Below are 21,077 nucleotides of genomic sequence, written 5' to 3'. Positions count from 1 at the left end.
TCCTGAGAGTTTCGTGATGGCGCCTGCAAACATTGCCTGGCCCGGCAGCTCCGTTTCAACCAAGGCCCGGGCATGCCGGACCAGCTCATTTTTGCTCATACAGAGCCGGCGCGAAACCGAGGCTTCGGCCGCTTTCCTCACGCAAAGGGTTCCGAATATCCCGAAACACCTTGAAGAAATTCAAGGAAGTCTCTTCTGCCGCTGTCGGAGCATCGGTCGCGATCTTCGTGGCCTGCATGGTGAGGGAATGCTGGCAACGCCGCCGCGCGGCTCCGGGCATTGAAGTGACCCATGGTTGCTTTTATGGTCTGGCAGGTGCGATGGCAACCCTGATTTCCACGCCGGCAAAGCGATGCCCGCGACGGTTTCCCGCAAAGGCCTCCGGCAATGCTTGGTTAACCAAATGCCGCTACCAATCATTAACGAACGTTTGGACGCAACAGTCATGTAGGCAGGCCGCCCGGCCGAAAACAGGGGAAGCGCGTTTGTCCAGTCTGCAAGGCCGTCTTTCGTGGCTATCGAAGGGTTTCGGACGCTTGCTGGCGTGCGTTCTTACGATTCTCGCGTGCGTGTCCTTCTCCTGCGTCTCAGCTTCCGCCGAGGAAAAGGCCGGCGATCTCCTGCGGGCGACGCAGTTCACAATGGCGGGTGACGCCACGCGCGTCCGGCTGCTGGTGCATTTCGACCGTGAGCCGCTCGTGCGGTGGTTCCTTCTGCGATCGCCGCATCGTCTCGTGATCGACCTGCCGGAGGCGGCCTTCGTGATCGAGCCGGATTCGGTGAAGCCGCGCGGTCTGGTGCGGGAGGTAAGGTACGGCCATCTCGATGCCGGCCGCTCCCGTATGATTGTCGGCGGGAAGGGGCCGTTCAAGGTCGAAGCGTTCGACGTGCTCAAGAACGAGACCTCGGAAGGATACAGGCTCGTCGTGGACCTTGTGGCCGCGAGCGAGCAGGAATTCGAGCAGGCCCTGCTTCTCCAGGCCGACAAGACCGGATCCACCGAGGTGCCGAAAAGCGACCCCTTGGGAAAGCCGGAAGAGACAGCCGCTCCGAAGCGCTTCACCATCGCGCTCGACGCCGGCCATGGCGGCATCGACGGCGGGGCCGCGGGCCTGACGGGCACCGTCGAGAAGGACATCACGCTCGCCTTCGCGATGGAACTGAAGCAGAAACTCGAGCAGGAAGGCCGCTACAGCATCGTCATGACCCGCGAGAAGGACGAGTTCCTGCGTCTCGACGAGCGTGTGCGGATCGCACGGCAGGCGGCGGCCGACCTGTTCATCTCTATCCACGCGGATACGATCCGCGCGCAGGGGGTGAACGGCGCGACGGTCTACACCGTGTCCGACCGGGCCTCCGACGAGGATGCGCGCGCGCTTGCGGAACGCGAAAACCTAGCCGATCAGGTAGCAGGGATAGCGGTCTCGGATGAGAACCGCGACGTAGCGGACATCCTGACCGATCTGGTGCGGCGCGAGACCCATTCGTTCTCGCTCAGATTTGCGCGCACGCTGGTTGGGGAACTGTCGACGCAGATCGAGATGATCAAGAACCCGCATCGCTCGGCCGGTTTCCGGGTCCTGCGCGCCCCCGACGTCCCATCGGTGCTTGTCGAACTCGGCTATCTTTCCGACGCCGGAGACGAGATGCGGCTCAAGGATCCGGAGTGGCGCAAGAAGGCGATCGGCAGCATCTGCGGCGCGATCGGTGCTTTCGCGGGCGACCGGGCAGGAGCCGGAGGATGACGCGACGGTTCGTTCCGCGTTGCAGGAACGGCACAGCGGTGCCAATAAGTCGTTGTTCCTGCATTGCGGGCTGGACCTTGCCGCAATTTCCACACATGGCGCGCACATGGAGGCGACATGGCGTGGTGCAGGCGGGCCGGGCGCCTGCGGGAACGATGTCGCCGGACTTGCGTAAGACCGGATCGAAACTGGAGCGAGCATGATTCGCCTGATCGGATATTTCTTCGGCATCGGCGTTGCTCTGGCGCTGCTCGTCGCCGGTGGCGTTGCAGTGTACCTGTCGCAGGTGACGAAGGACCTTCCCGACTACGAGGTGCTGGCCAACTACGAGCCGCCGGTCACCACCCGCGTACACGCGTCCGACGGCGCCCTGATGGCGGAGTTCGCGCGGGAGCGGCGGCTCTATCTGCCGATCCAGGCGGTTCCAGATCGGGTCAAGGCGGCCTTTCTCTCGGCCGAGGACAAGAATTTCTATCAGCATCCTGGCGTCGACGTGACCGGCCTGTTCCGCGCGGTCGTTACCAACATCAAGAACGCCGGCTCCGGCCGCCGTCCGGTCGGCGCGTCGACCATCACGCAGCAGGTCGCCAAAAACTTCCTGCTCGATTCGACGCAGAGCTACGACCGTAAGATCAGAGAGATGATCCTCTCGTTCCGCATCGAGCAGGCCTATTCGAAGGACCGCATCTTCGAACTCTATCTCAACGAGATCTTCTTCGGCCTGAACGCCTACGGCATCGCGGGCGCTGCGCTCACCTACTTCGACAAGTCGGTGAACGAACTGACCGTCGCTGAATCGGCCTATCTCGCGGCCTTGCCGAAGGGGCCGTCCAACTACCACCCGTTCCGCCACACGGACCGCGCCATCGAGCGCCGCAACTGGGTGATCGACCAGATGGTCGAGAACGGCTACGTGTCGAAGGAAGAGGGCGAGAAGGCGAAGGCCACCGGCCTGGACGTCAAGCCGCGCCGCAACGGCACCTATCTCTTCGCCGGCGAGTATTTCACCGAGGAAGTACGCCGCGAGATCATCGCCCGCTACGGCGAGACCGCGCTCTACGAGGGCGGCCTGTCGGTGCGTGCGACCATCGACCCGAAGATGCAGGTCGAGGCGCGCCAGGCGCTGCACAACGGCCTGATCAAGTTTGATACGCTGCGCGGCTATCGCGGTCCGGAGAAGAAGATCGAGCTCGGCGCCGACTGGGGCGTGCCGCTGGGCGAGATCAAGGCGCTCTACGACGTGCCGGAATGGCGGCTGGCGGTAGTGTTGGAGTCCGATTCGTCGGGCCTCCGGCTGGGACTGCAGCCGGGCCGCGAAGTGTCGGGTGACCTGTCGAAGGAGCGCGAGGAGATCAGCCTGTCCGTCGAGGACATGGGCTGGGCGATGCGTCATGTCGTGAGCGGCCAGCGCGTGAAGGCGAAGTCGCCCGCGGATGTCCTGGTGCCGGGCGACGTCGTCTATGTCGAGAAGGATCAGGCGAAGGGCAACTGGATCCTGCGGCAGCGGCCGGCGGTTGAAGGCGCGCTCGTCGCCATGGACCCGCATACAGGTCGCGTGCTCGCCATGGCCGGCGGATTCTCCTTTGCATCGTCCGAATTCAACCGTGCGACGCAGGCGATGCGCCAGCCCGGCTCCTCGTTCAAGCCGTTCGTCTATGCGGCGGCGCTGGACAACGGCTACACGCCGGCCTCCGTCGTGCTCGACGCGCCGATCACGATCCGCCAGGGCGACCAGGTCTGGGAGCCGAAGAACTATGGCGGCGAGTCCGCCGGGCCTTCGACGCTGCGAGCCGGCATCGAGCGCTCCAGAAACCTGATGACAGTCCGCCTTGCCAATGACATGGGCATGAAGCTCGTCGTCGAATATGCGGAGCGGTTCGGCATCTACGACAGTCTGGCGCCCTATCTGCCGATGGCGCTGGGCGCGGGCGAGACGACGGTCATGCGCATGGTCACGGCCTATGCGATCATCGCCAATGGCGGCAAGGAAGTGAAACCGTCGCTGATCGACCGCATCCAGGACCGCTACGGCAAGTCGGTCTTCAAGCACGATACGCGTTCCTGCGAGGGCTGCGTCGCGACGAGCTGGCAGGATCAGCCGGAGCCGGAAATCGTCGACAATTCAGAGCAGGTGCTCGATCCGATGACCGCCTACCAGATCACCTCCATGATGGAAGGCGTCGTCAAGCGCGGCACGGCCGTGATCCTGTCCGACCTCGGCCATCCGATCGCCGGCAAGACGGGAACGACCAACGACGAAAAGGATGCCTGGTTCGTCGGCTTCACGCCGGACCTCGTGGTGGGTGTGTTCATGGGCTACGACAATCCCGTTCCGATGGGCAAGGGTTCCACGGGCGGCGGGCTCGCTGCGCCGATCTTCAAGGAGTTCATGCAGGTCGTTCTCAAGGACAAGCGTCCGGTCGACTTCCGTGTGCCGGAGGGCATGAAGCTCATCGCGGTCAACCGCAAGACCGGCATGCGCGCCGGCAAGGGCGATCCCGGCGCTATTATCGAAGCCTTCAAGCCCGGCACTGGCCCGGCCGATACCTATTGGGTGATCGGCTCCGACATGGCGGCGGGCTCCGCGGAGGAGATTTCGCCATCGGCGAACCGCGCGATCCAGACCGGCGGCGGCGGTCTCTACTGACAGGTTCGAGCCGCGCATCTTCGCACGGCGACTTCCCTTTACACCGGCGCGGACCATCCCTATGGTCCGCGCCGATTCAATTTCCCCTCTGGCCCCTTGCAGGAAAAGACCAGCGCATGCGCGCAGAAACCGAGAAACGAGTCGACGAAATCAGGCAGGCCATAAGCCTGCTGAGGAGGCATCTTTGACTGGGATCAGGCAGTCAAGAGGCTCGATTACCTGAACAACCGCGCCGAGGACGGCGAACTCTGGAACAATCCGGCGGAAGCCCAGGCCCTGATGCGCGAGCGCCAGGGGCTGGATGACGGCATCCGTGCCGTCCGCGAACTCACCAGCAAGCTCGAGGACAATATCGAGCTGATCAAGATGGGCGAGGAAGAGGGCGACGAGGCCGTAATCGAGGAGGCGGAAGCGTCGATCCAGGCGATGTCTGGCGAGGTACGCGCGCGCCAGATCGAAACGATGCTGTCCGGCGAGGCCGACGCCAACGACACCTATCTCGAGATTCACGCCGGCGCCGGCGGCACCGAAAGCCAGGACTGGGCGTCGATGCTGCTGCGCATGTATACGCGCTGGGCGGAGCGGCGCGGTTTCAAGGTCGAGTTCCTTGAGGATCATGACGGCGAAGAGGCCGGCATCAAGTCTGCGACCGTGCTCATCAAGGGGCATAACGCCTATGGCTGGCTGAAGACGGAATCGGGCGTCCATCGCCTTGTCCGCATCAGCCCCTACGATTCGAACGCACGGCGGCACACCTCGTTCGCCAGCGTCTGGGTCTATCCGGTGATCGACGATTCGATCGATATCCAGGTGACCGAAGCGGATGTCCGGATCGACACCTATCGCGCGTCGGGCTCCGGCGGTCAGCACGTCAACACGACCGATTCGGCAGTGCGCATCACGCATATCGCAACCGGCATCGCGGTCGCCTGCCAGGCCGAGCGTTCGCAGCACAAGAACAAGGCTAAGGCCTGGGAGATGCTGCGCTCCCGCCTTTACGAGGAAGAGTTGAAGAAGCGCGAGGCTGTGGCCAATGCGTCCGAAGCTTCCAAGTCGGATATTGGTTGGGGGCACCAGATCCGTTCGTATGTCCTGCAGCCCTACCAGCTCGTGAAGGATCTGCGGACTGGTGCGGAAAGCACCAGTCCCTCGGATGTGCTCGACGGCGATATCGACGAGTTCATGGAAGCCTCGCTGGCTCAGAAGATCTCGGGCAGCCCCGGCGAGACCGTCGCTGATATCGAGTAGTTCCGTCTCCGTCGGAGAACGTCAAATCAGGCCGGCGATCGCCTTGCCGGCCTTGATGAATGTCAGAGGATTGAGTGGCTTGCCGTCGCGGCGGACCTCATAGTGCAGATGCGGGCCGGTGGAACGGCCTGTGCTGCCGACCCGCCCCACGATGTCTCCGGCCTCGATCTTGTCGCCGACGGCGACGAGTATCTTGCTCATATGGGCGTAGCGGGTCGTAAGGCCCTTGCCATGGTCTATCTCAACCATCCGCCCGTAGCCCCCATTCCAGCCGGCGGTGACCACGGTGCCGGCTCCCGAGGCGCGCACGCTCGAGCCCGTCGTCGCGCGAAAGTCCATTCCGGCGTGCAGGGCAGGGGTTCCTAGAAGGGGATCCTTGCGGACACCAAAGGTGCTGGACACCTGCTTGCCGGGCGCCGGATTCGATATCGGCAGCTGGCGCGCCTTCTCCTTGACGGTGTCCAGCGCCGTGAGGGCCTCGTCAAGTTCGTCGACCACCGCGTCGAACTGCATGCTCTGGTCGAGCGGGACAAGCGGACCGCCGACTGAACTCGTGCCGTAGCCCTTGGCAATCGAAAGGCCGGCGCCCTCCAGCGCGTTGGAGATGGCGTCGGCCGTCCGGTAGGCCTTTTCGGTCATCGATTTCAGGCGATCCATCTGATCGGCCTCGATGGAGCGCAGCGACTGGTTGATGGAGACGAACAGGCGATCGGCATTGTCGGCGGCCGAAAGATTCGCGCTTCCGGCGCGCAGGTCGGGCAGGAAGCCTGCCAGCGTGGAATGGGTCGTTGCATCGAGGCCGGCACGGACGTCCGGCCGCGGTGCGGGCGTCGGAATGGTCTCGTCGGAAGAGGTCTTCAGGTCTGCCGCGCTGTCGAGCAGCGGTCCGATCTTGGCCTGGCGCGCAGCCAATTCCTGCTGGCGGGAAATCAGTTCGCCGACCTTCTCCTCCATCATCTGCTGGTCCAGAAGCTGACGGCTGGTGATGCGGTCGACCTGGGCGCGCAGGGAGGATATGCGGTCCTCGTAGGCCTGCTGCATGCGCGCCTGCCGCGCAACGGTCGCACCGATCAGGTCGTCGCGCAGGACGAGATAGGATGTCGCCAGGAGATATCCGACCGCTACCGCCGCGAGCGCGGATCCCGCCACAGCGGCGATCCACGGGCGGACGGTGAAGTGGCGGATCTGATCGCCTCTGGCGATGATGACGGTGTGCGGCTCCTTGCGCTTGCCGAATATTGCAGACTGACGGGACTGGCTCACCGGGTTCACTCTTCTCGCCTGGAGATGAGCGCGATTACACATTGTTAGGGTTAACAAAGTTTTCCCAATGGGCGGATTTGCCTGGATTTTCGGCAGCCAGCGCTATTCGGCCCTGCCCAATGCCCTGGCCGCGTCGAGAACTTCCTCCGCATGGCCGGCGACGCGGACCTTTGGCCAGATCCTTGCGATCCTGCCCTCCGGATCGATCAGGAACGTCGTGCGCTCGACGCCCATGTAGGTCCGCCCGTACATGCTCTTTTCTTTCCACACACCATAGTCCTCGGCCGTCTGCCGGGTCTCGTCGGAAAGCAGGTCGACCGTGACGTCGTGCTTGGCGCGAAAGCGTTCCTTGGACTTTGCGCCATCCGGCGAAATGCCGACCACATCCACGCCGATGCCGTCGAATTCGCGCTTGAGCCGTGAGAAGTCCTTCGCCTCGTTGACGCAGGCATCGCCACCGTCCTTGCAGAAGAAGTAAAGGACAAGCGGCCTGCCGGCGTGTTCCGCGAGGGATCCCGTGCCGCCTCCCGCCTTCGGAAGCTCGAAGTCCGGGGGGATGCCGCCTTCGGTCAGATCAGCCATAACTGCGCCCTTGTTGATGATTATCGGCCGGGTTTCGCGCATATAATGATCGTAGAGGATTCGTCCATGTCCGTGACAGTCTCGAAGCCGACCGGATGACTCGTTGGAGCAGGTGACCCCGAAGCACGAGAAGATACGGTTTCGCCGCCACGAGATCGCCCGGTTGAGCGAACTGCCGTCGGCGTCCGCGCAGGAGCGTCTCGTTCCCGAGCCGAAGATGGGCTTCAGGATTGTGCCCATCCTCGCCTGGGGCTTCGCCGCGATCCTGCTCGTTGCGCTCGCCGTGCCCGCGGCCGTCTTCCTTTTCGGCATCCCCGGCATCGGCGGGGAGAGGATCCGGATCGAGGCCGAAGCGGCCCTGACACGAATGGCCGGGTTCGACGTCGACGCGGCGATGGGCGATCCGCACCTGTCGGTCGACGCGTCCCGCTTCATCGCATTCCAGGTCGACGACGTCCGGATCAGCCGCGGCAGCGGCGGAGCGAACCTTGTCGAGGCAGGATCGCTGCGTTTCGGCCTCCGTTTCCTGCCGCTGCTGACCGGACAGGTCAGGCTTGGAAGCGCCGGCATAGAGGACGCGCGTATCAGCCTTTCCGCCCTTCCTCCAGGCGAGGGGCCCAACGCGACGCTGGCATCTCTGACCGGCCCCGACGGGCTGATCGATCCGGGGCTGGTCATGAAGGCGGCTTTTTCAGCCGTTCATCGCACGTTCGAAGCCTTCGACGCGGGGGCGACGCGCAGGCTGGATTTCACCAATGTCGAGATCCTGCTGCCCGCAGGCATGCCTGGCGGGACACTCCACCTTGAACAAGCCAAGATCGAGCGCGGCTTGTCGGGCGCGATTGCCTTCGATGCGGTGGCGAGCTGGGCCGGTCGATCGTTCCGGCTCGAAGGAACCGCGGATCGCGACGGGAAAGGCCTGAGGCCGGTCGCGTTCACAACGTCGCTTGCCTTCGACCGGACGGAATTCGAGCGGGACCCCGAAAGTCTGAAGGGAGATCCCAAGACTGCGATCATGCGCGTCGGCGGCGCTGCGCGCATCGATATTGCGGGCAGCGAGGCGGAGGGGGACAGGGGACAGTTGCGGGTCGATGCGACGCTCGACGATGCGGATATCGTGTTCGCGAGCGGCGATTCCATCCGCGGCTCGGCCAGCATCGCCGCGTCCTTCCAGCCGGATGCGCAGAAGATCGAGATCGAGCGCGCGGAGTTGCTGGCCGGACGTTCGCGTTTCAAGGCGCACGGCGCCGTCGGGCCGGCGCCAGCACTTGAAGGTGAGGCCGCCCATTATCGCTACGAACTGGTCAGCGACGGCTCCCTTCTCGCGCCCGAAGGATCGAGCGAACCCGACCTGCCGATTCTGGCGCGGATTGCTGGCACATTCGACCCCACGACCCGGCGGCTGACCGCTCGCGACATCGGTGTGCGCACGTCGAGCGGCCAGGTCATGGGAACCGCGATCATCTCCTTTGTCGAAGGGCGCTCGCCGGGAATCGACCTCGCGCTGTCCGTGCCCGAAATGACGGTCAGCAACATCAAGCAGATATGGCCCTGGTTCGCCGCTTATGGCGCGCACAGATGGGCGAACGAGAAGCTGTTCGGCGGCACGGTCAAGAATTCACGCCTCTCGATGTCGGTCGCGCCCGGCCGCCTCGGCAACGGCACGCCGCTGTCGCGGGACGAGATATCCGGCTATTTCGAGGTGTCGGGCACCCGCTTCGACGTGACCGGCCAGATCCCGCCGGTCCGCGACGGGGTCGGATCAATCAGCTTCCAGGGCACCGATGTCGACGTGCGGCTCTCGTCCGGAACCGTCTTCCTGTCGACGGGGCGGACTGTTGCCGCGAGCAACGGCACTTTCGTCATCCGGCGTGCCGAACTGCCTCCGGTCATCGGGCAGCTTGACATCGATATTGCCGGCTCGGCCGACGCGGTGGCTGAGCTTGCGAGCTACAAACCGATCGATGCCATGCGCCACCTTCCGATCGCGCCGGAAGACCTCTCCGGCCAGGTCAGCGGCAATGTCGAGGCGCGCATACCGCTCCAGGCCGAAACCGACATGTCCAATCTCGGTTGGGCGGTGAAGCTGTCCTATACCGGACTTTCGATCGCGAAGCCTTTCGAGGGCCAGAATGTCAGCGACGCATCCGGGACGATCGAGGTCGTGCCGACCGTGGCGGAGATCAAGGCAAATGCGAAACTGAACGGGATGACCGCAACGCTCGACATTTCCGAACCGCTCGGCGGCAGCGGCGAGGCGCGTAAGCGCGACATCACGCTCGTCATGGACGCCAAGACGCGCAACGCGGTTGCCCCCGGCCTGGAATCGCTTCTGGACGGTCCGGTGAACGTGAAAATGTCGGGCGAGGGGGCCGCGCGACGGATCGTTGCGGATCTGGCCGACGCGCGCGTCAGCGTTCCATGGGCGGGATGGTCGAAGGGCCCCGGCATCCCTGCCAAGCTCTCCTTCGGCTACGACACCGTCGGCGGGGAGACGCGGATTTCCGACATCGAGCTGTCGGGCCAGTCCTTTTCGCTCGCGGGGTCGGCAACGGTCACCTCGTCGGGTCTGTCGCGCGCGCGTTTCCAGCAGGTGAAGCTGAACCGCAACGACGATATCTCGGTCGACATCAAGCGCGACGGCAACGGCTATGCAGTGACGATACGGGGCAACGTCTTCGACGCCCGTTCGCTGATCAAGCAGAGCCTGGAGGCTGCCGGAAGCGGAGGCGGCGGAGGGGGTAAGGATTCCGTCCAGGTGACGCTCGACGCCGACGTCGCCTATGTGGCGGGCTTCCAGAACGAGGCCATGACCAACGTCAAGGTCGCGTATCGCGGCTCGGGTTCGCGGATTCTCTCTTTGGATGCGTCCGGGACGACAGGCACGGGAGACTCGTTCACCGCGTCTGACCGCACCGAGTCCGGACAGCGCTCGGTCAAGGTGGAATCCGGAAATGCGGGCGCGGTGCTGAGGTTCCTCGACATCTACCCCTATATGGAGGGCGGAAAGATCACCATGGCGCTCGGTGCGCAGGGAGATTCTGCACTGCGTGGCCAGATCGACGCTCGCAACTTCACGCTGGTCGACGAACCGCGGCTCCGCTCGATCGTCGCGAGCCGGCCGACAGCAGATTCGCGGACCCTCAACGAAGCGGTCAAAGGACAGATCGACACGTCCCGCGTCGGCTTCGAGCGCGGCTTCGCACAGATCGAGAAGGGCAAGGGATATCTGAACATCGACAATGGCGTGCTGCGCGGGCCGACGATCGGTTCGACATTCCAGGGCGCGCTCTACGATGCCAAGGGCAACATGTCGATCACCGGGACGTTCATGCCCGCCTATGGCCTCAACAGGTTGTTCGGGGAGATCCCGCTGCTCGGCCAGATTCTCGGCAATGGCCGCGACCGCGGCCTGATCGGCATCACCTACAAGGTGGCCGGCAGCACCAAGTCGCCCCAAGTGCAGGTCAATCCGATCTCGGTGATCGCGCCGGGCATCTTCCGCTCGATCTTCGAGTTCAACTGACGCGGCTCTAGCGCCTGAGATGCCTCCCAGCGGCGTAAAGCGATACCGCGGCGGCATTGGAGACGTTGAGCGAGTGGATGGGGCCGGGCATGTCGAGCCGCGCCAGCGCGGTCACCGTCTCGCGCGTCTTCTGGCGCAGGCCCTTGCCTTCGGCGCCGAGCACCAACGCGATCCGGTCGCCCGAGAGCGTGTCCTCGAAGGTCGAAGGGCCTTCCGAATCAAGTCCGATCGTGCGGAAGCCGGCCTCGTGAAGCTCGTTCAGCGCTTCGGCCAGGTTCCGCACCTCGATGAGGTCCAGATGCTCGAGGGCCCCGGAGGCGGCCTTTGCCAGCACCCCTGACTCCTGCGGGCTGTGGCGGGCCGTGACGATCAGCGCGCCGGCGCCGAATGCGACCGCTGAGCGGATCACCGCGCCGACATTGTGCGGATCCGTCACCTGGTCGAGCACGACCACCAGCGGTGTGTCGGCAAGTTCCGCCAGTGCCTTGGGCTCCAGCGGCTGCGCCTCGACCAGCGCGCCTTGGTGCACCGCATCGCTGCCGGTGATTCTGTCGATGTCGCGCGGCTCGACGATCTCGACAGGGAAGGGCAGGGACGTCGGGTCGGCGATGTCCATCCGCTCGAGCGCGTTGCGCGTGGCGAGCATCCTGGCAATCTTGCGGCGGGGATTGTCGATCGCTGCGCGCACCGTGTGCAGGCCGTAGAGCCGCACCAGCCCGTCAGACGGCGGATCGCCCGGCTTGACCGGCTGGCGTGGCCTGAAGGGTCGCGGGCCGCCGGCCTTTTCGTCGCGGTGGGCACGGCGCAGCTTGGCGTAATGCGTGTCTTTCGCCGTGCGCGGCTTTTCGGGCTTGCTCATGCGCGGCTTATAGCCTGCGGACCCGAACTTGCCTATGCGGGCGGAGGCGTCATTTCGTTGCCCTTTTCCAACGCGGGCGTGTTGACAGTGCGGGGCCTTGCCGCCATAAGGCCCCTCGCTGATTTCGGGCCGCACAGGCGGTAGCGAAGTTCGCTCGTCGCTCGACCCCGTCGCAGTTCAGGAGGGGTGCCCGAGTGGTTAAAGGGGACGGACTGTAAATCCGTTGGCTCAGCCTACGTTGGTTCGAATCCAACCCCCTCCACCACTGCACGAGGTGTCGTCGACGTTGCGGGTGTAGCTCAATGGTAGAGCAGCAGCCTTCCAAGCTGAATACCCGGGTTCGATTCCCGGTACCCGCTCCAGATTGATTTCCAATCGTCTAGCCTTGCTTTCGCATCCATTATCTGAGCCAGGGACGCCGGATAATTGACATCAGTAAGCCACCATCTATCGTCTTGCGATGGTACCATTCTCGCATCTCTGGCCGTGGATCGGGCTCGGCCTGACGCTGATCCTGCTGTTCGGCCTGATCCGGGGCGATCTTCGCGGTGACCGGTCCGTCCCGCGAACGAGGGACATCGTCTGGCTGACATGGGCGGCCACCGCCGCCTACATGCTGCATCAGTTCGAAGAGCATGGCATCGACGCGCAGGGTGTGCATTACGCGTTTCGTGGCGCGCTGTGCGCCACCTTCGGTTTCGCCGACGTCGCCGAATGCCGCATTCCCGAATCCTTCATCACGGCGGTGAATATTCCGGTGGTATGGATCGCCGGTCCGGTCTGCGCCCTTCTGGGGCGGCGGTGGCCCGCAATCGCTTTCGGCTATTTCGGCGTTCTGGCCGCCAATGCGATCGTGCACATCGCTCCCGCGATCACGGGCGGTGGCTACAATCCCGGCCTGCTCACCTCGGTCCTGCTTTTCCTGCCGCTCTCGCTGTGGGCGATGTGGGTCGCGTTACGGCGCCCTGGACTTGGCGTCCCCGCGATCGCGGCGATGCTCTTGGGCGGCGTGATCGTGCACGCGGTGCTGTTCCTGTCGCTCAGAGCCTATCTGGACGGCAAGCTCGGCATGTACACCTTGCTTGCCGTTCAAATCATCAATCCAGCATTCCTGATCCTCGTCTCGGGAATCGTCATGGCACGCCGGTCGCTGCGACCTGCCGGTCGATCTCCATAAATTTTCGTCGGCGACCGAATCCTATTCCGCCATCTGTCCGCGGATGAGCCGCTTCATCTTTGGCTTTGCCTTTCGGTGGTAAGGAGTTGAACCGAGCGGTTCCAGCCGACATGATGATGCAAAAATCCGGCGCTACTGCTGGAATCTTGCGGGCTGCAGGCGATGACCGTGCCAACTATGCCGCCGCTGCCGGGAGAGCGTATGCAGAACCAGATCCCCTTGTTCGGACCGATGCGAACCGCGCGGCCCGCCGTTGTGCCGCCGCTGACGGCGGCCCGCTGGCTGCTGGTGCTCATCGTGCTCGCCGGCGCCTACTTCTTCCACGGCTTCGTTGTGCCGGTGCTCGCCGCACTCGTCATCGCCTTCGCGACCTGGCCGCTCTATCGGCGGCTGCTACGGTTTTCCGGCGAGAACCGGTCGGTCGCGGCGACGCTTGCGCTGCTGCTGATCCTGGCCTTCCTCATCGCGCCGATCGCGCTGGTGGCGCGCTATGCGGTGGCCGAGACGCAGGAATGGGTATCCTGGGTGGTCGCGGCGAACAGGACGGGCGCGGTGACGCCGGACTGGATCGCGACGCTGCCCTGGGTCGGTGAATTTCTTGCCGAGCAGTGGATGCACTATTTCGGTCATCCAGGCGGTTTCGGCGAGGTCGTGCAACTCGTCAGCGGATCGAATATCCGCAACATCTACCTGACCGTCGTCGCAGCCGGCGGCAGCGCCTTCTCGCTCTTCCTGACCCTTCTGTTCATGCTGATTGCGCTGTTTTTCGTCTATCGCGACGGTACGCGCTTCCTGGGTCAGGTCGACCTTATCGGCGAACGCGTGCTGCCAGGGCGCTGGGACCGCATCTCGCGCGTGGTGCCCGCCACCATCAGCTCCACCGTGACCGGCATGACCATCATCGCCTTCGGCGAAGGCATCGTGCTCGGCGTCGCCTACTACATCGCCGGAGTGCCGTCTCCCGTGACGCTCGGCGTCATCACCGGCGTCATGGCGCTCATACCCGGCGGCGCGCCGCTGTCGATGACGCTGGTCTCGATCTATCTCGCGGCGAGCGGATCGCCTTTCGCCGGCATCGCGCTGTTCGCCTGGGGCACGATAGAACTGTTCGTCGTCGACAAGACGATCCGGCCAAAGCTGGTCGGCGGACCGATCAAGCTGCCGTTCCTGCCCACGATCTTTGGTCTGGTCGGCGGTGTGAAAACGATGGGTTTCCTCGGCCTCTTCGTCGGCCCGGTGCTCATGGCCCTGCTGGTCGCGATCTGGCGCGAATGGATCCACGAGCTGGAGGTGACCGCCGCCGCCGCGCGGCCGGCGCTGGACGTCACCCCGGCGCCCGACTTGGAGGAGCGGCCCGCGCAGGTCAGAACCTGAACGACCAGAACAGGCAGGCGAGCGTCGCGGCGACGAAGATCACGAGGCCAAGCCCGCGCAGGAGCACGTTGCGCCGCACCTCGTCGAGAAGGAGGTGGCTCACCACGATCGCCGGAACGAAGATGAACTGCCAGTCCCACAGCTGCCACAGCGCACGCGGCATGCCGAACGCAGTGCGCGCCAGCAGACAACCGACGATGGTGGCAAACAGCGCGACCACGGTGAAGAACAGTCGGTCCGTTGCATTCAGCAGCACGAAGCTCGCCGCGCGGAGCGGCAGGATCATCAGCAGCGCCGCTGAGAAAAAGTAGAGTGCAGCCAAGGGGATGAAGCTGGCTGAATTCGCGAGCGATTCGAGGCGGCCGACGCCGATCGGACCGAACGGATAGGCCTTCTGTGCAAGATAGAGCGACAAGGCCATCAGGATCGCCGTCAGAAGCGCTATCAGCGCGAAGCTCGTCAGTGTCTTTCCCATGGCCATCCTGCGGTCGAATCGAGGTGCGTTGGCTGGAGTGTGAACCATCGCCGCGCCGTGCGATCAACCGCCCGGACGACAGGCATGACCACCGGACCTTGCGACTGCGGCCGATGCTGGGGCCGTTATCCATTTGTGAACCATGATCGAGATAAGAATCGCCCATTGTTTGGAGTGGGTGTGTCATGGGTGATCGGGTTGAGTTGACGCGCAGGGGGTTCGTTCTTGCGATGGGCGGCGTCGCGCTGGGCGGATGTTCGACCAGCCTGGAAATGCCGGACCTCGGGCTCGACACGACGACCACCGGCTCCATCCGTCCGAAGATCAGCGTCGACAAGGGCATCACCGATCCTGACCTGATGTACGCTTCGGTCCAGGAAGGGCCTTTTTCGCTGCCGGCGATTCCCTATGCCAAGGTGCCGCGGGAGTTCCAGCGCCAGATCGTCCCGGACCCGACCGGCGAGGCGCCGGGCACCATCGTGGTGAAGCTGGCCGAGCATCACCTCTATGTCGTCCAGGAGGGCGGCGATGCGCTGCGCTACGGCGTCGGCATCGGCAAGGCCGGCTTCGAATGGTCGGGCAGGGCGGTGGTGCAGTACAAGAAGCAGTGGCCTGTCTGGACGCCGCCGTCGGAGATGATCGCGCGCAAGCCCGAGCTTGAGAAGTGGCGTAGCGGTCAGCCCGGCGGCCCGGACAATCCGCTCGGCGCACGTGCGCTCTACCTGTTCAAGGACGGCAACGACACCGGCTATCGCATCCACGGTTCGCCGGAATGGTGGTCGATCGGCCAGAACATGTCGTCAGGCTGCATCCGCATGATCAACCAGGACGTCATCGACCTCTACAACCGCGTCCCGCCGAAATCGACCGTCGTGGTGGCCTGACGTCCGTCAGGCCGCTTCGCTGCGCTGGATTCTGGTCGAATGCCGCCGATCCGGCTCGGCCGACTATTGTAGCGGTTTAGTGAAATGGCCGCTGGGATGAACTGATCCTCCCATCCTTGCCCGGCGCCGGGTCCTTTTCCGCTTCGACCTGCTGCCGACCGCGTGTGCCAGGAAGCCAGCGCGGCTACATCTATCGCGATCCCCTACTTTCCCCCGACCTGACCGACCGGGCATATTGTCAGCGCGTCGGAACGTCTTAAAATCACCATCCGAACACCTACATTCGTGTTCGAGTCCGGGCGCGAAGGGTTAGGTGGGCACAGGTGACGACAGGCGGGGCGCCAATGCGGTTGCAGAAACGGCGCATGCAGGCAGGTGAAGGCGACAAGGGCAACCCAGGACGAGGGACTGCCGTCATCACGCGCACCAAGCCGAAGACGAAGAAGCCCAGCCTCTACCGCGTGCTCATTCTGAACGACGACTACACCCCGATGGAGTTCGTCGTGCATATCCTCGAACGGTTCTTCCAGAAGGACCGGGAGGCCGCCACCCGCATCATGCTCCATGTTCACAATCACGGAGTCGGCGAGTGTGGGGTCTATACATTCGAGGTCGCCGAGACCAAAGTGACGCAAGTCATGGATTTTGCCCGTCAGCATCAGCATCCTTTGCAGTGCGTGATGGAGAAGAAATGAAGTCCGTCAGCGCGGACCTCCCACCGCGCCAGGACGGAGAAAGAGCGAGGTACTGAATGCCGGCTTTCTCACAAAGCCTCGAGCGGGCGCTTCATCAGGCGCTGACTTTCGCCAACGAGCGCCATCACGAATATGCGACGCTGGAGCACCTGCTCCTGGCGTTGATCGATGACACCGACGCGGCCGCCGTGATGCGGGCGTGCAATGTCGACCTGGATGAACTCCGCAAGACCGTGGTCGGCTATGTCGACAAGGAGCTCGACAACCTGATCACCGGCTATGACGAGGACTCCAAGCCGACTGCGGGCTTCCAGCGCGTCATCCAGCGCGCGGTGATCCATGTCCAGTCCTCCGGCCGTGAGGAGGTCTCCGGCGCCAACGTGCTCGTCGCGATCTTCGCCGAGCGCGAGAGCCATGCCGCCTATTTCCTGCAGGAACAGCAGATGACCCGCTACGACGCGGTCAACTACATCTCGCACGGCATCGCCAAGCGGCCCGGCGCCTCGGAATCGCGCACGCCGCGCGGCGCCGAGGAGGACCAGGCGAACGAGCGCAACGGCGAGCAGCAAGACGAGAACGGCAAGGGCAAGAAGCAGCAGGACGCGCTGAGCGCCTACTGCGTCAACCTCAACCAGAAGGCAAAGGTCGGCAAGATCGATCCGCTGATCGGCCGGATGAACGAGATCAACCGCACGATCCAGATTCTTTGCCGCCGTTCGAAGAACAACCCGCTCTATGTGGGCGATCCGGGCGTGGGCAAGACGGCGATCGCCGAAGGCCTGGCGAAGCGTATCGTCGAGGGCGACGTGCCGGGTGTGTTGCTCAACGCCACGATCTTCGCGCTCGACATGGGCACGCTGCTCGCGGGTACGCGCTATCGCGGCGACTTCGAAGAGCGGCTGAAACAGGTCGTCAAGGAGCTCGAAGAATATCCGGGCGCGATCCTGTTCATCGACGAAATCCACACCGTGATCGGCGCCGGCGCAACGTCGGGCGGCGCGATGGACGCGTCGAACCTGCTCAAGCCGGCGCTCTCCTCAGGCTCGATCCGCTGCATCGGCTCGACCACCTATAAGGAGTTCCGCCAATTCTTCGAGAAGGACAGGGCGCTGGTCCGCCGCTTCCAGAAGATCGACGTCAACGAGCCGTCGCTCGAGGACGCGATCGAGATCATGAAGGGGCTGAAGCCGTATTACGAGGACTTCCACAAGGTGAAATACACCAGCGAGGCCATCAAGGCCGCGGTGGAACTCTCGGCGCGCTATATTTCCGACCGCAAGCTGCCGGACAAGGCGATCGACGTGATCGACGAGACCGGCGCCTCGCAGATGCTTCTGCCGGAAGGCAAGCGCAAGAAGACGATCACCATCAAGGAGATCGAGCACACGATCGCGACGATGGCGCGCATCCCGCCGAAGACGGTTTCGGCCGACGACGAGAAGGTGCTGGCCAATCTCGAGGAAGAGCTGAAGCGCGTGGTCTACGGGCAGGAGACGGCGATCACCGCGCTTGCCTCGTCGATCAAGCTGGCGCGGGCCGGCCTGCGCGAACCGGAGAAGCCGATCGGCTCCTACCTGTTCTCGGGCCCGACGGGCGTCGGCAAGACCGAGGTGGCGAAGCAACTGGCCGCCTCGCTCGGCGTCGAACTGCTGCGCTTCGACATGTCGGAATATATGGAGCGCCACACGGTCAGCCGCCTGATCGGCGCGCCTCCCGGCTATGTCGGCTTCGATCAGGGCGGTCTGCTCACCGACGGCGTCGACCAGCATCCGCATTGCGTCCTTCTCCTCGACGAGATCGAGAAGGCGCATCCGGATCTGTTCAACATCCTGCTGCAGGTGATGGACCACGGCAAGCTGACCGACCACAACGGCAAGAAGATCGACTTCCGCAACGTGATCCTGATCATGACCACCAATGCGGGCGCGTCGGATGCGCAGCGCGCGGCGATCGGCTTCGGCTCGACCAAGCGTGAGGGCGACGACGTGGAGGCGATCAACAAGCTGTTCACGCCGGAATTCCGCAACCGTCTCGACGCGATCATCCCGTTCGGCTCGCTGCCGGTGCCGGTGATCCACCAGGTGGTGCAGAAGTTCGTCATGCAGCTTGAGGCCCAGCTCGCCGACCGCGGCGTCACCTTCGACCTCGCGCCGGAGGCGATCGCCTGGCTCGCCGACAAGGGCTATGACGAGCGCATGGGTGCGCGTCCGCTCGGACGCGTGATCCAGGAGCACATCAAGAAGCCGCTCGCCGACGAGGTGCTGTTCGGCAAGCTCAGGAAGGGCGGCACGGTGCGGATCACCGTTGACGGCAGCGGCCTCGATTCGAAGCTGAAGCTCGAGGCGGTCGCCGACGAGGTTCCGGTCAAGCCGAAGAAGGAAGAGCCGGCGCCGAAGAAGGCTGCTGCCAAAAAGGCCAAGGCCAAGCCTGCCGCAAAGGCCGCGGCGCCTAAGGCCAAGGCGGCGGCGAAGCCTCAGGACCCGCCGAAGCGCAGCATGGTGCCGCAGCTCCCGCGCAAGTGAGCCTGCGCACGAGTGGAAAGAAAAAGGGCCGCCTTCGGGCGGCCCTTTTGCTTCAGGGAGTTGCCGGATGCCTATGCCAGCTTGCGCGTGCGCATGTGCAGGAAGATCGGCGCCACCCGCGTGTCGGCGACATGTGGCTCGGCAGCTGCGAGTTCCTCGTTGGCCATGGGCTCGCCGAGCTTCTCCAGGATGAGCCCGGCGGCCACGATCATGTCCACCCACTGGCCGAGCGTGCGATGGAAGCGCGGGATGCGGAACGGGCCGAACGCCTTTCGCTCCTCCTCGGTGGCGGCCGAGAAATACCAGCTCTCGATCTCGCCATCGATGCCGTCGAAATAGCGCGCGACCTGAACCGCCACGGGCTGCCCCGTCTCGTCGCGGATGTTCTTGCGCGACGGCGGGACGAAGCAGGGATGCAGGATGGAGAACTGGAAGAACCCGCCCGGACGTAGCACCCGCGCCGCCTCGGCGACGGCCTGTCCCGGCTGCGCCACGTCCATCATCGACATGAACGCAGTGGCGAAGTCGAAGCTGCCGTCGGGGAAGGGCAGGGCAAGTGCGTCGGCGGCCCGGTAGTCGATGCCGAGCGGGGCACGTGCCTCTTCCTCCAAGGCATGCGCGACGAAGGTGGGCGCGATGTCGACCGCCGTCATGCGGGCGCCGAGACGCGCGACCTGCCGCGTGTTGGCACCTTCGCCACAGCCGATGTCAAGGCCGTGGAGACCGCGGACGGGCGGCAGCATGTCGAGAAAGGCGGGCGTGTTGAGCGTGTCGCGATAGACGTCGTAGCCGGCACGAACCTGCATCGTCCACGCCCGCGCATTGGCTTCCCAGAGCCGGCCAACTTCTTCCGTATGCATGATCTTCTCCGTTCGGGATTCGTCTGCGACAGCCACCGTCGCGCGGCTTTCATGCATGTGTTAGAGGCGACATCATGGACGATCACGGAGATATCCCGCCGGGGGAGCGGGTCGATCGCACCGCCTGGTTCTGGCGCGGCGTGCGAACATCTTTTTCGCTGCCGGGACTGATCCTCTGCTCCGCCTTCGTCGGCTTCGCGGGGCTCGCGCGCGAAGCCGGGCTATCCATCTACGAGGCGGTGTTCATGGTCGCCGTGATCTGGGCGCTGCCGGCCAAGGTGGTGCTCGTTGGCGCGATCATGGCGGGGAACTCACTGCCGGCCGCCGCCTTCGCGGTGGCCCTGTCCTCGGTGCGGCTGACGCCGATGGTGGTCGCCCTGGTGCCGGAGATTCGCGCGGCGGGCACGCGCAAATGGGTTCTCTACGCTCTGTCCCATTTCGTCGCAGTCACCTCCTGGGTGCTGGCGATGGCGAAGTTGCGCAACGTGCCGCGCGACGCGCGCACCGCCTGGTATGGCGGCCTCGGCGCGACACTCGTCCTGCTCAACATGGTCGTGGTCGGCGTCGTCTACCTGATCGCGGGCCAGCTGCCGCCGATCGCGTCCGCGGCATTGCTTTTGCTGACGCCGATCTACTTCCTGACCTCGATGTGGGGTTCGGCGCGCGAACGCGCAGGTTATGTGGCAATGATCCTCGGCCTTGCCCTTGGGCCGGTGGCGCATGTTCTGGTGCCGGGATTCGATCTGCTGGCCGCCGGACTAACCGGCGGGCTCGCCGCCTTCGGTTATCATCTCTGGGCGAGGCGACGTCAGGCATGACCTATTTCGGCAGCGAAGCCTGGTGGTGGCCATACCTGTTCATCCTGCTCGCGGGATGGCTGGCGACCGATTTCTGGCGCTATCTCGGCGTGTTCATCGGCGGTCGGATCTCGGAGGATTCCGACGCCATGGTACTGGTGCGCACGATCGCGACCGCGCTCGTGGCCGCCGTCATCGCCAATCTGATCGTCTTTCCCGGCGGCGCGCTGGCCGACACACCCACGGCGCTGCGGGTCGGGGCTGTCGCTGCCGGCTTTACCGCCTTCCTGGCGGCGCGTCACAACATGCTCGCTGGCATCGTGGTGGCCGAGGCGGTGCTGATCGCCGGAATCCTGTTCGGCCTCTAGCGGCTTACCGGGATTTAACCGCATGCGGCTACTGTGCTTGCGGGCGCGAGGACGC

At 64.4% G+C, this 21,077-nt stretch carries 16 protein-coding genes and 2 tRNA genes; 13 read left to right on the top strand and 5 right to left on the bottom strand.

Annotation, left to right across the window (positions count from 1 at the left end; genetic code table 11):
• The first annotated feature begins 569 nt into the window (after nt 1-569).
• From B9Z03_RS18555 to prfB, 3 genes are all read left to right on the top strand, one after another.
• A complete protein-coding gene (locus tag B9Z03_RS18555; protein WP_244561778.1) occupies nt 570-1,745 on the top strand; it encodes an N-acetylmuramoyl-L-alanine amidase in 1,176 nt (391 codons plus the stop codon).
• Between the two features lie 199 nt (nt 1,746-1,944).
• Complete coding sequence (locus tag B9Z03_RS18550) at nt 1,945-4,392, top strand: penicillin-binding protein 1A (RefSeq protein ID WP_085465563.1); 2,448 nt, start codon at nt 1,945-1,947, stop codon at nt 4,390-4,392.
• A 116-nt stretch (nt 4,393-4,508) separates the two neighbouring features.
• Nucleotides 4,509-5,640 (top strand): peptide chain release factor 2 gene (gene prfB / locus B9Z03_RS18545; RefSeq protein WP_139832323.1). Its coding sequence is split into 2 segments (ribosomal slippage): nt 4,509-4,574 and nt 4,576-5,640, totalling 1,131 coding nucleotides; the frame shifts between segments, so codons are not numbered across the junction.
• Nucleotides 5,641-5,661: 21 nt separating this feature from the next.
• On the opposite strand, the gene B9Z03_RS18540 is transcribed toward prfB, so the two are convergent.
• Nucleotides 5,662-6,903 (bottom strand): M23 family metallopeptidase, encoded by a 1,242-nt coding sequence (locus B9Z03_RS18540; RefSeq protein WP_085465561.1) that lies wholly within the window; start codon nt 6,901-6,903, stop codon nt 5,662-5,664.
• 102 nt (nt 6,904-7,005) lie between these two features.
• Nucleotides 7,006-7,485: a peroxiredoxin gene (locus B9Z03_RS18535; RefSeq protein WP_085467742.1), complete on the bottom strand. Its 480-nt coding sequence runs from the start codon at nt 7,483-7,485 to the stop codon at nt 7,006-7,008.
• Nucleotides 7,486-7,597: 112 nt separating this feature from the next.
• On the opposite strand from B9Z03_RS18535, the gene B9Z03_RS18530 reads away from it, so the two are divergent.
• Nucleotides 7,598-11,011 carry a YhdP family protein gene (locus B9Z03_RS18530; RefSeq protein WP_244561922.1) on the top strand — a complete coding sequence of 1,138 codons (3,414 nt, stop codon included), beginning with the start codon at nt 7,598-7,600 and terminating at the stop codon, nt 11,009-11,011.
• Between the two features lie 7 nt (nt 11,012-11,018).
• Here B9Z03_RS18530 and B9Z03_RS18525 read toward each other — a convergent pair whose 3' ends face one another.
• Complete coding sequence (locus B9Z03_RS18525) at nt 11,019-11,870, bottom strand: TrmH family RNA methyltransferase (RefSeq protein ID WP_085465559.1); 852 nt, start codon at nt 11,868-11,870, stop codon at nt 11,019-11,021.
• Between the two features lie 180 nt (nt 11,871-12,050).
• On the opposite strand from B9Z03_RS18525, the gene B9Z03_RS18520 reads away from it, so the two are divergent.
• The 4 genes from B9Z03_RS18520 to B9Z03_RS18505 all read left to right on the top strand — a co-directional run bounded on the left by B9Z03_RS18520 (nt 12,051) and on the right by B9Z03_RS18505 (nt 14,421).
• Nucleotides 12,051-12,135, top strand: a tRNA-Tyr gene (locus tag B9Z03_RS18520).
• Nucleotides 12,136-12,158: 23 nt separating this feature from the next.
• Nucleotides 12,159-12,232 (top strand) — tRNA-Gly (locus B9Z03_RS18515).
• A 98-nt stretch (nt 12,233-12,330) separates the two neighbouring features.
• Entirely contained in the window at nt 12,331-13,047 is a 717-nt protein-coding gene (locus B9Z03_RS18510; protein ID WP_244561777.1) for an HXXEE domain-containing protein, read from the top strand.
• Nucleotides 13,048-13,248: 201 nt separating this feature from the next.
• Nucleotides 13,249-14,421, top strand: coding sequence for an AI-2E family transporter (locus tag B9Z03_RS18505; protein WP_244561776.1), 1,173 nt, complete (start codon nt 13,249-13,251; stop codon nt 14,419-14,421).
• Here B9Z03_RS18505 and B9Z03_RS18500 read toward each other — a convergent pair.
• The gene (locus tag B9Z03_RS18500; RefSeq protein ID WP_085465557.1) at nt 14,411-14,896 is read right to left on the bottom strand and encodes a hypothetical protein; all 486 of its coding nucleotides are present in this window, start codon (nt 14,894-14,896) and stop codon (nt 14,411-14,413) included. The two genes, B9Z03_RS18505 and B9Z03_RS18500, sit on opposite strands and share 11 nt — an antisense overlap.
• Nucleotides 14,897-15,081: 185 nt before the next feature.
• Here B9Z03_RS18500 and B9Z03_RS18495 point away from each other — a divergent pair, with 185 nt between their 5' ends.
• The 3 genes from B9Z03_RS18495 to clpA all read left to right on the top strand — a co-directional run bounded on the left by B9Z03_RS18495 (nt 15,082) and on the right by clpA (nt 18,997).
• A complete protein-coding gene (locus tag B9Z03_RS18495) occupies nt 15,082-15,780 on the top strand; it encodes a L,D-transpeptidase (RefSeq protein WP_085465556.1) in 699 nt (232 codons plus the stop codon).
• A 344-nt stretch (nt 15,781-16,124) separates the two neighbouring features.
• Nucleotides 16,125-16,475 (top strand): ATP-dependent Clp protease adapter ClpS, encoded by a 351-nt coding sequence (clpS, locus tag B9Z03_RS18490; RefSeq protein WP_139832322.1) that lies wholly within the window; start codon nt 16,125-16,127, stop codon nt 16,473-16,475.
• 56 nt (nt 16,476-16,531) lie between these two features.
• Entirely contained in the window at nt 16,532-18,997 is a 2,466-nt protein-coding gene (clpA, locus tag B9Z03_RS18485; RefSeq protein WP_085465554.1) for an ATP-dependent Clp protease ATP-binding subunit ClpA, read from the top strand.
• Nucleotides 18,998-19,068: 71 nt separating this feature from the next.
• Here the strand turns inward: clpA and B9Z03_RS18480 are convergent, their stop codons facing one another.
• Complete coding sequence (locus tag B9Z03_RS18480; protein ID WP_085467740.1) at nt 19,069-19,857, bottom strand: class I SAM-dependent methyltransferase; 789 nt, start codon at nt 19,855-19,857, stop codon at nt 19,069-19,071.
• A 74-nt stretch (nt 19,858-19,931) separates the two neighbouring features.
• On the opposite strand from B9Z03_RS18480, the gene B9Z03_RS18475 reads away from it, so the two are divergent.
• Together B9Z03_RS18475 and B9Z03_RS18470 are read left to right on the top strand one after the other, a co-directional pair.
• A complete protein-coding gene (locus tag B9Z03_RS18475; RefSeq protein ID WP_085465553.1) occupies nt 19,932-20,675 on the top strand; it encodes an AzlC family ABC transporter permease in 744 nt (247 codons plus the stop codon).
• The gene (locus tag B9Z03_RS18470) at nt 20,672-21,022 is read left to right on the top strand and encodes an AzlD domain-containing protein (RefSeq protein WP_085465552.1); all 351 of its coding nucleotides are present in this window, start codon (nt 20,672-20,674) and stop codon (nt 21,020-21,022) included. The genes B9Z03_RS18475 and B9Z03_RS18470 overlap by 4 nt, the downstream gene beginning before the upstream one ends.
• Nucleotides 21,023-21,077: the final 55 nt, after the last annotated feature.

The organism is Mesorhizobium australicum, from assembly GCF_900177325.1.
Lineage (GTDB): Bacteria > Pseudomonadota > Alphaproteobacteria > Rhizobiales > Rhizobiaceae > Mesorhizobium_A > Mesorhizobium_A australicum_A.
The sequence above is the reverse complement of the archived record's forward strand: the minus strand, read 5'-3'. Positions and strand labels throughout refer to the sequence as shown.

What these genes read in the sequence shown, in the direction of transcription:
- B9Z03_RS18550 (WP_085465563.1), top strand. Translation starts at nt 1,945, where the DNA reads ATGATTCGCCTGATCGGATATTTCTTCGGCATCGGCGTTGCTCTGGCG.
- B9Z03_RS18535 (WP_085467742.1), bottom strand. Translation starts at nt 7,485, where the DNA reads ATGGCTGATCTGACCGAAGGCGGCATCCCCCCGGACTTCGAGCTTCCG.
- B9Z03_RS18525 (WP_085465559.1), bottom strand. Translation starts at nt 11,870, where the DNA reads ATGAGCAAGCCCGAAAAGCCGCGCACGGCGAAAGACACGCATTACGCC.
- B9Z03_RS18510 (WP_244561777.1), top strand. Translation starts at nt 12,331, where the DNA reads ATGGTACCATTCTCGCATCTCTGGCCGTGGATCGGGCTCGGCCTGACG.
- B9Z03_RS18505 (WP_244561776.1), top strand. Translation starts at nt 13,249, where the DNA reads ATGCAGAACCAGATCCCCTTGTTCGGACCGATGCGAACCGCGCGGCCC.
- B9Z03_RS18500 (WP_085465557.1), bottom strand. Translation starts at nt 14,896, where the DNA reads ATGGGAAAGACACTGACGAGCTTCGCGCTGATAGCGCTTCTGACGGCG.
- B9Z03_RS18495 (WP_085465556.1), top strand. Translation starts at nt 15,082, where the DNA reads ATGGGTGATCGGGTTGAGTTGACGCGCAGGGGGTTCGTTCTTGCGATG.
- clpS (WP_139832322.1), top strand. Translation starts at nt 16,125, where the DNA reads ATGCGGTTGCAGAAACGGCGCATGCAGGCAGGTGAAGGCGACAAGGGC.
- clpA (WP_085465554.1), top strand. Translation starts at nt 16,532, where the DNA reads ATGCCGGCTTTCTCACAAAGCCTCGAGCGGGCGCTTCATCAGGCGCTG.
- B9Z03_RS18480 (WP_085467740.1), bottom strand. Translation starts at nt 19,857, where the DNA reads ATGCATACGGAAGAAGTTGGCCGGCTCTGGGAAGCCAATGCGCGGGCG.
- B9Z03_RS18475 (WP_085465553.1), top strand. Translation starts at nt 19,932, where the DNA reads ATGGACGATCACGGAGATATCCCGCCGGGGGAGCGGGTCGATCGCACC.
- B9Z03_RS18470 (WP_085465552.1), top strand. Translation starts at nt 20,672, where the DNA reads ATGACCTATTTCGGCAGCGAAGCCTGGTGGTGGCCATACCTGTTCATC.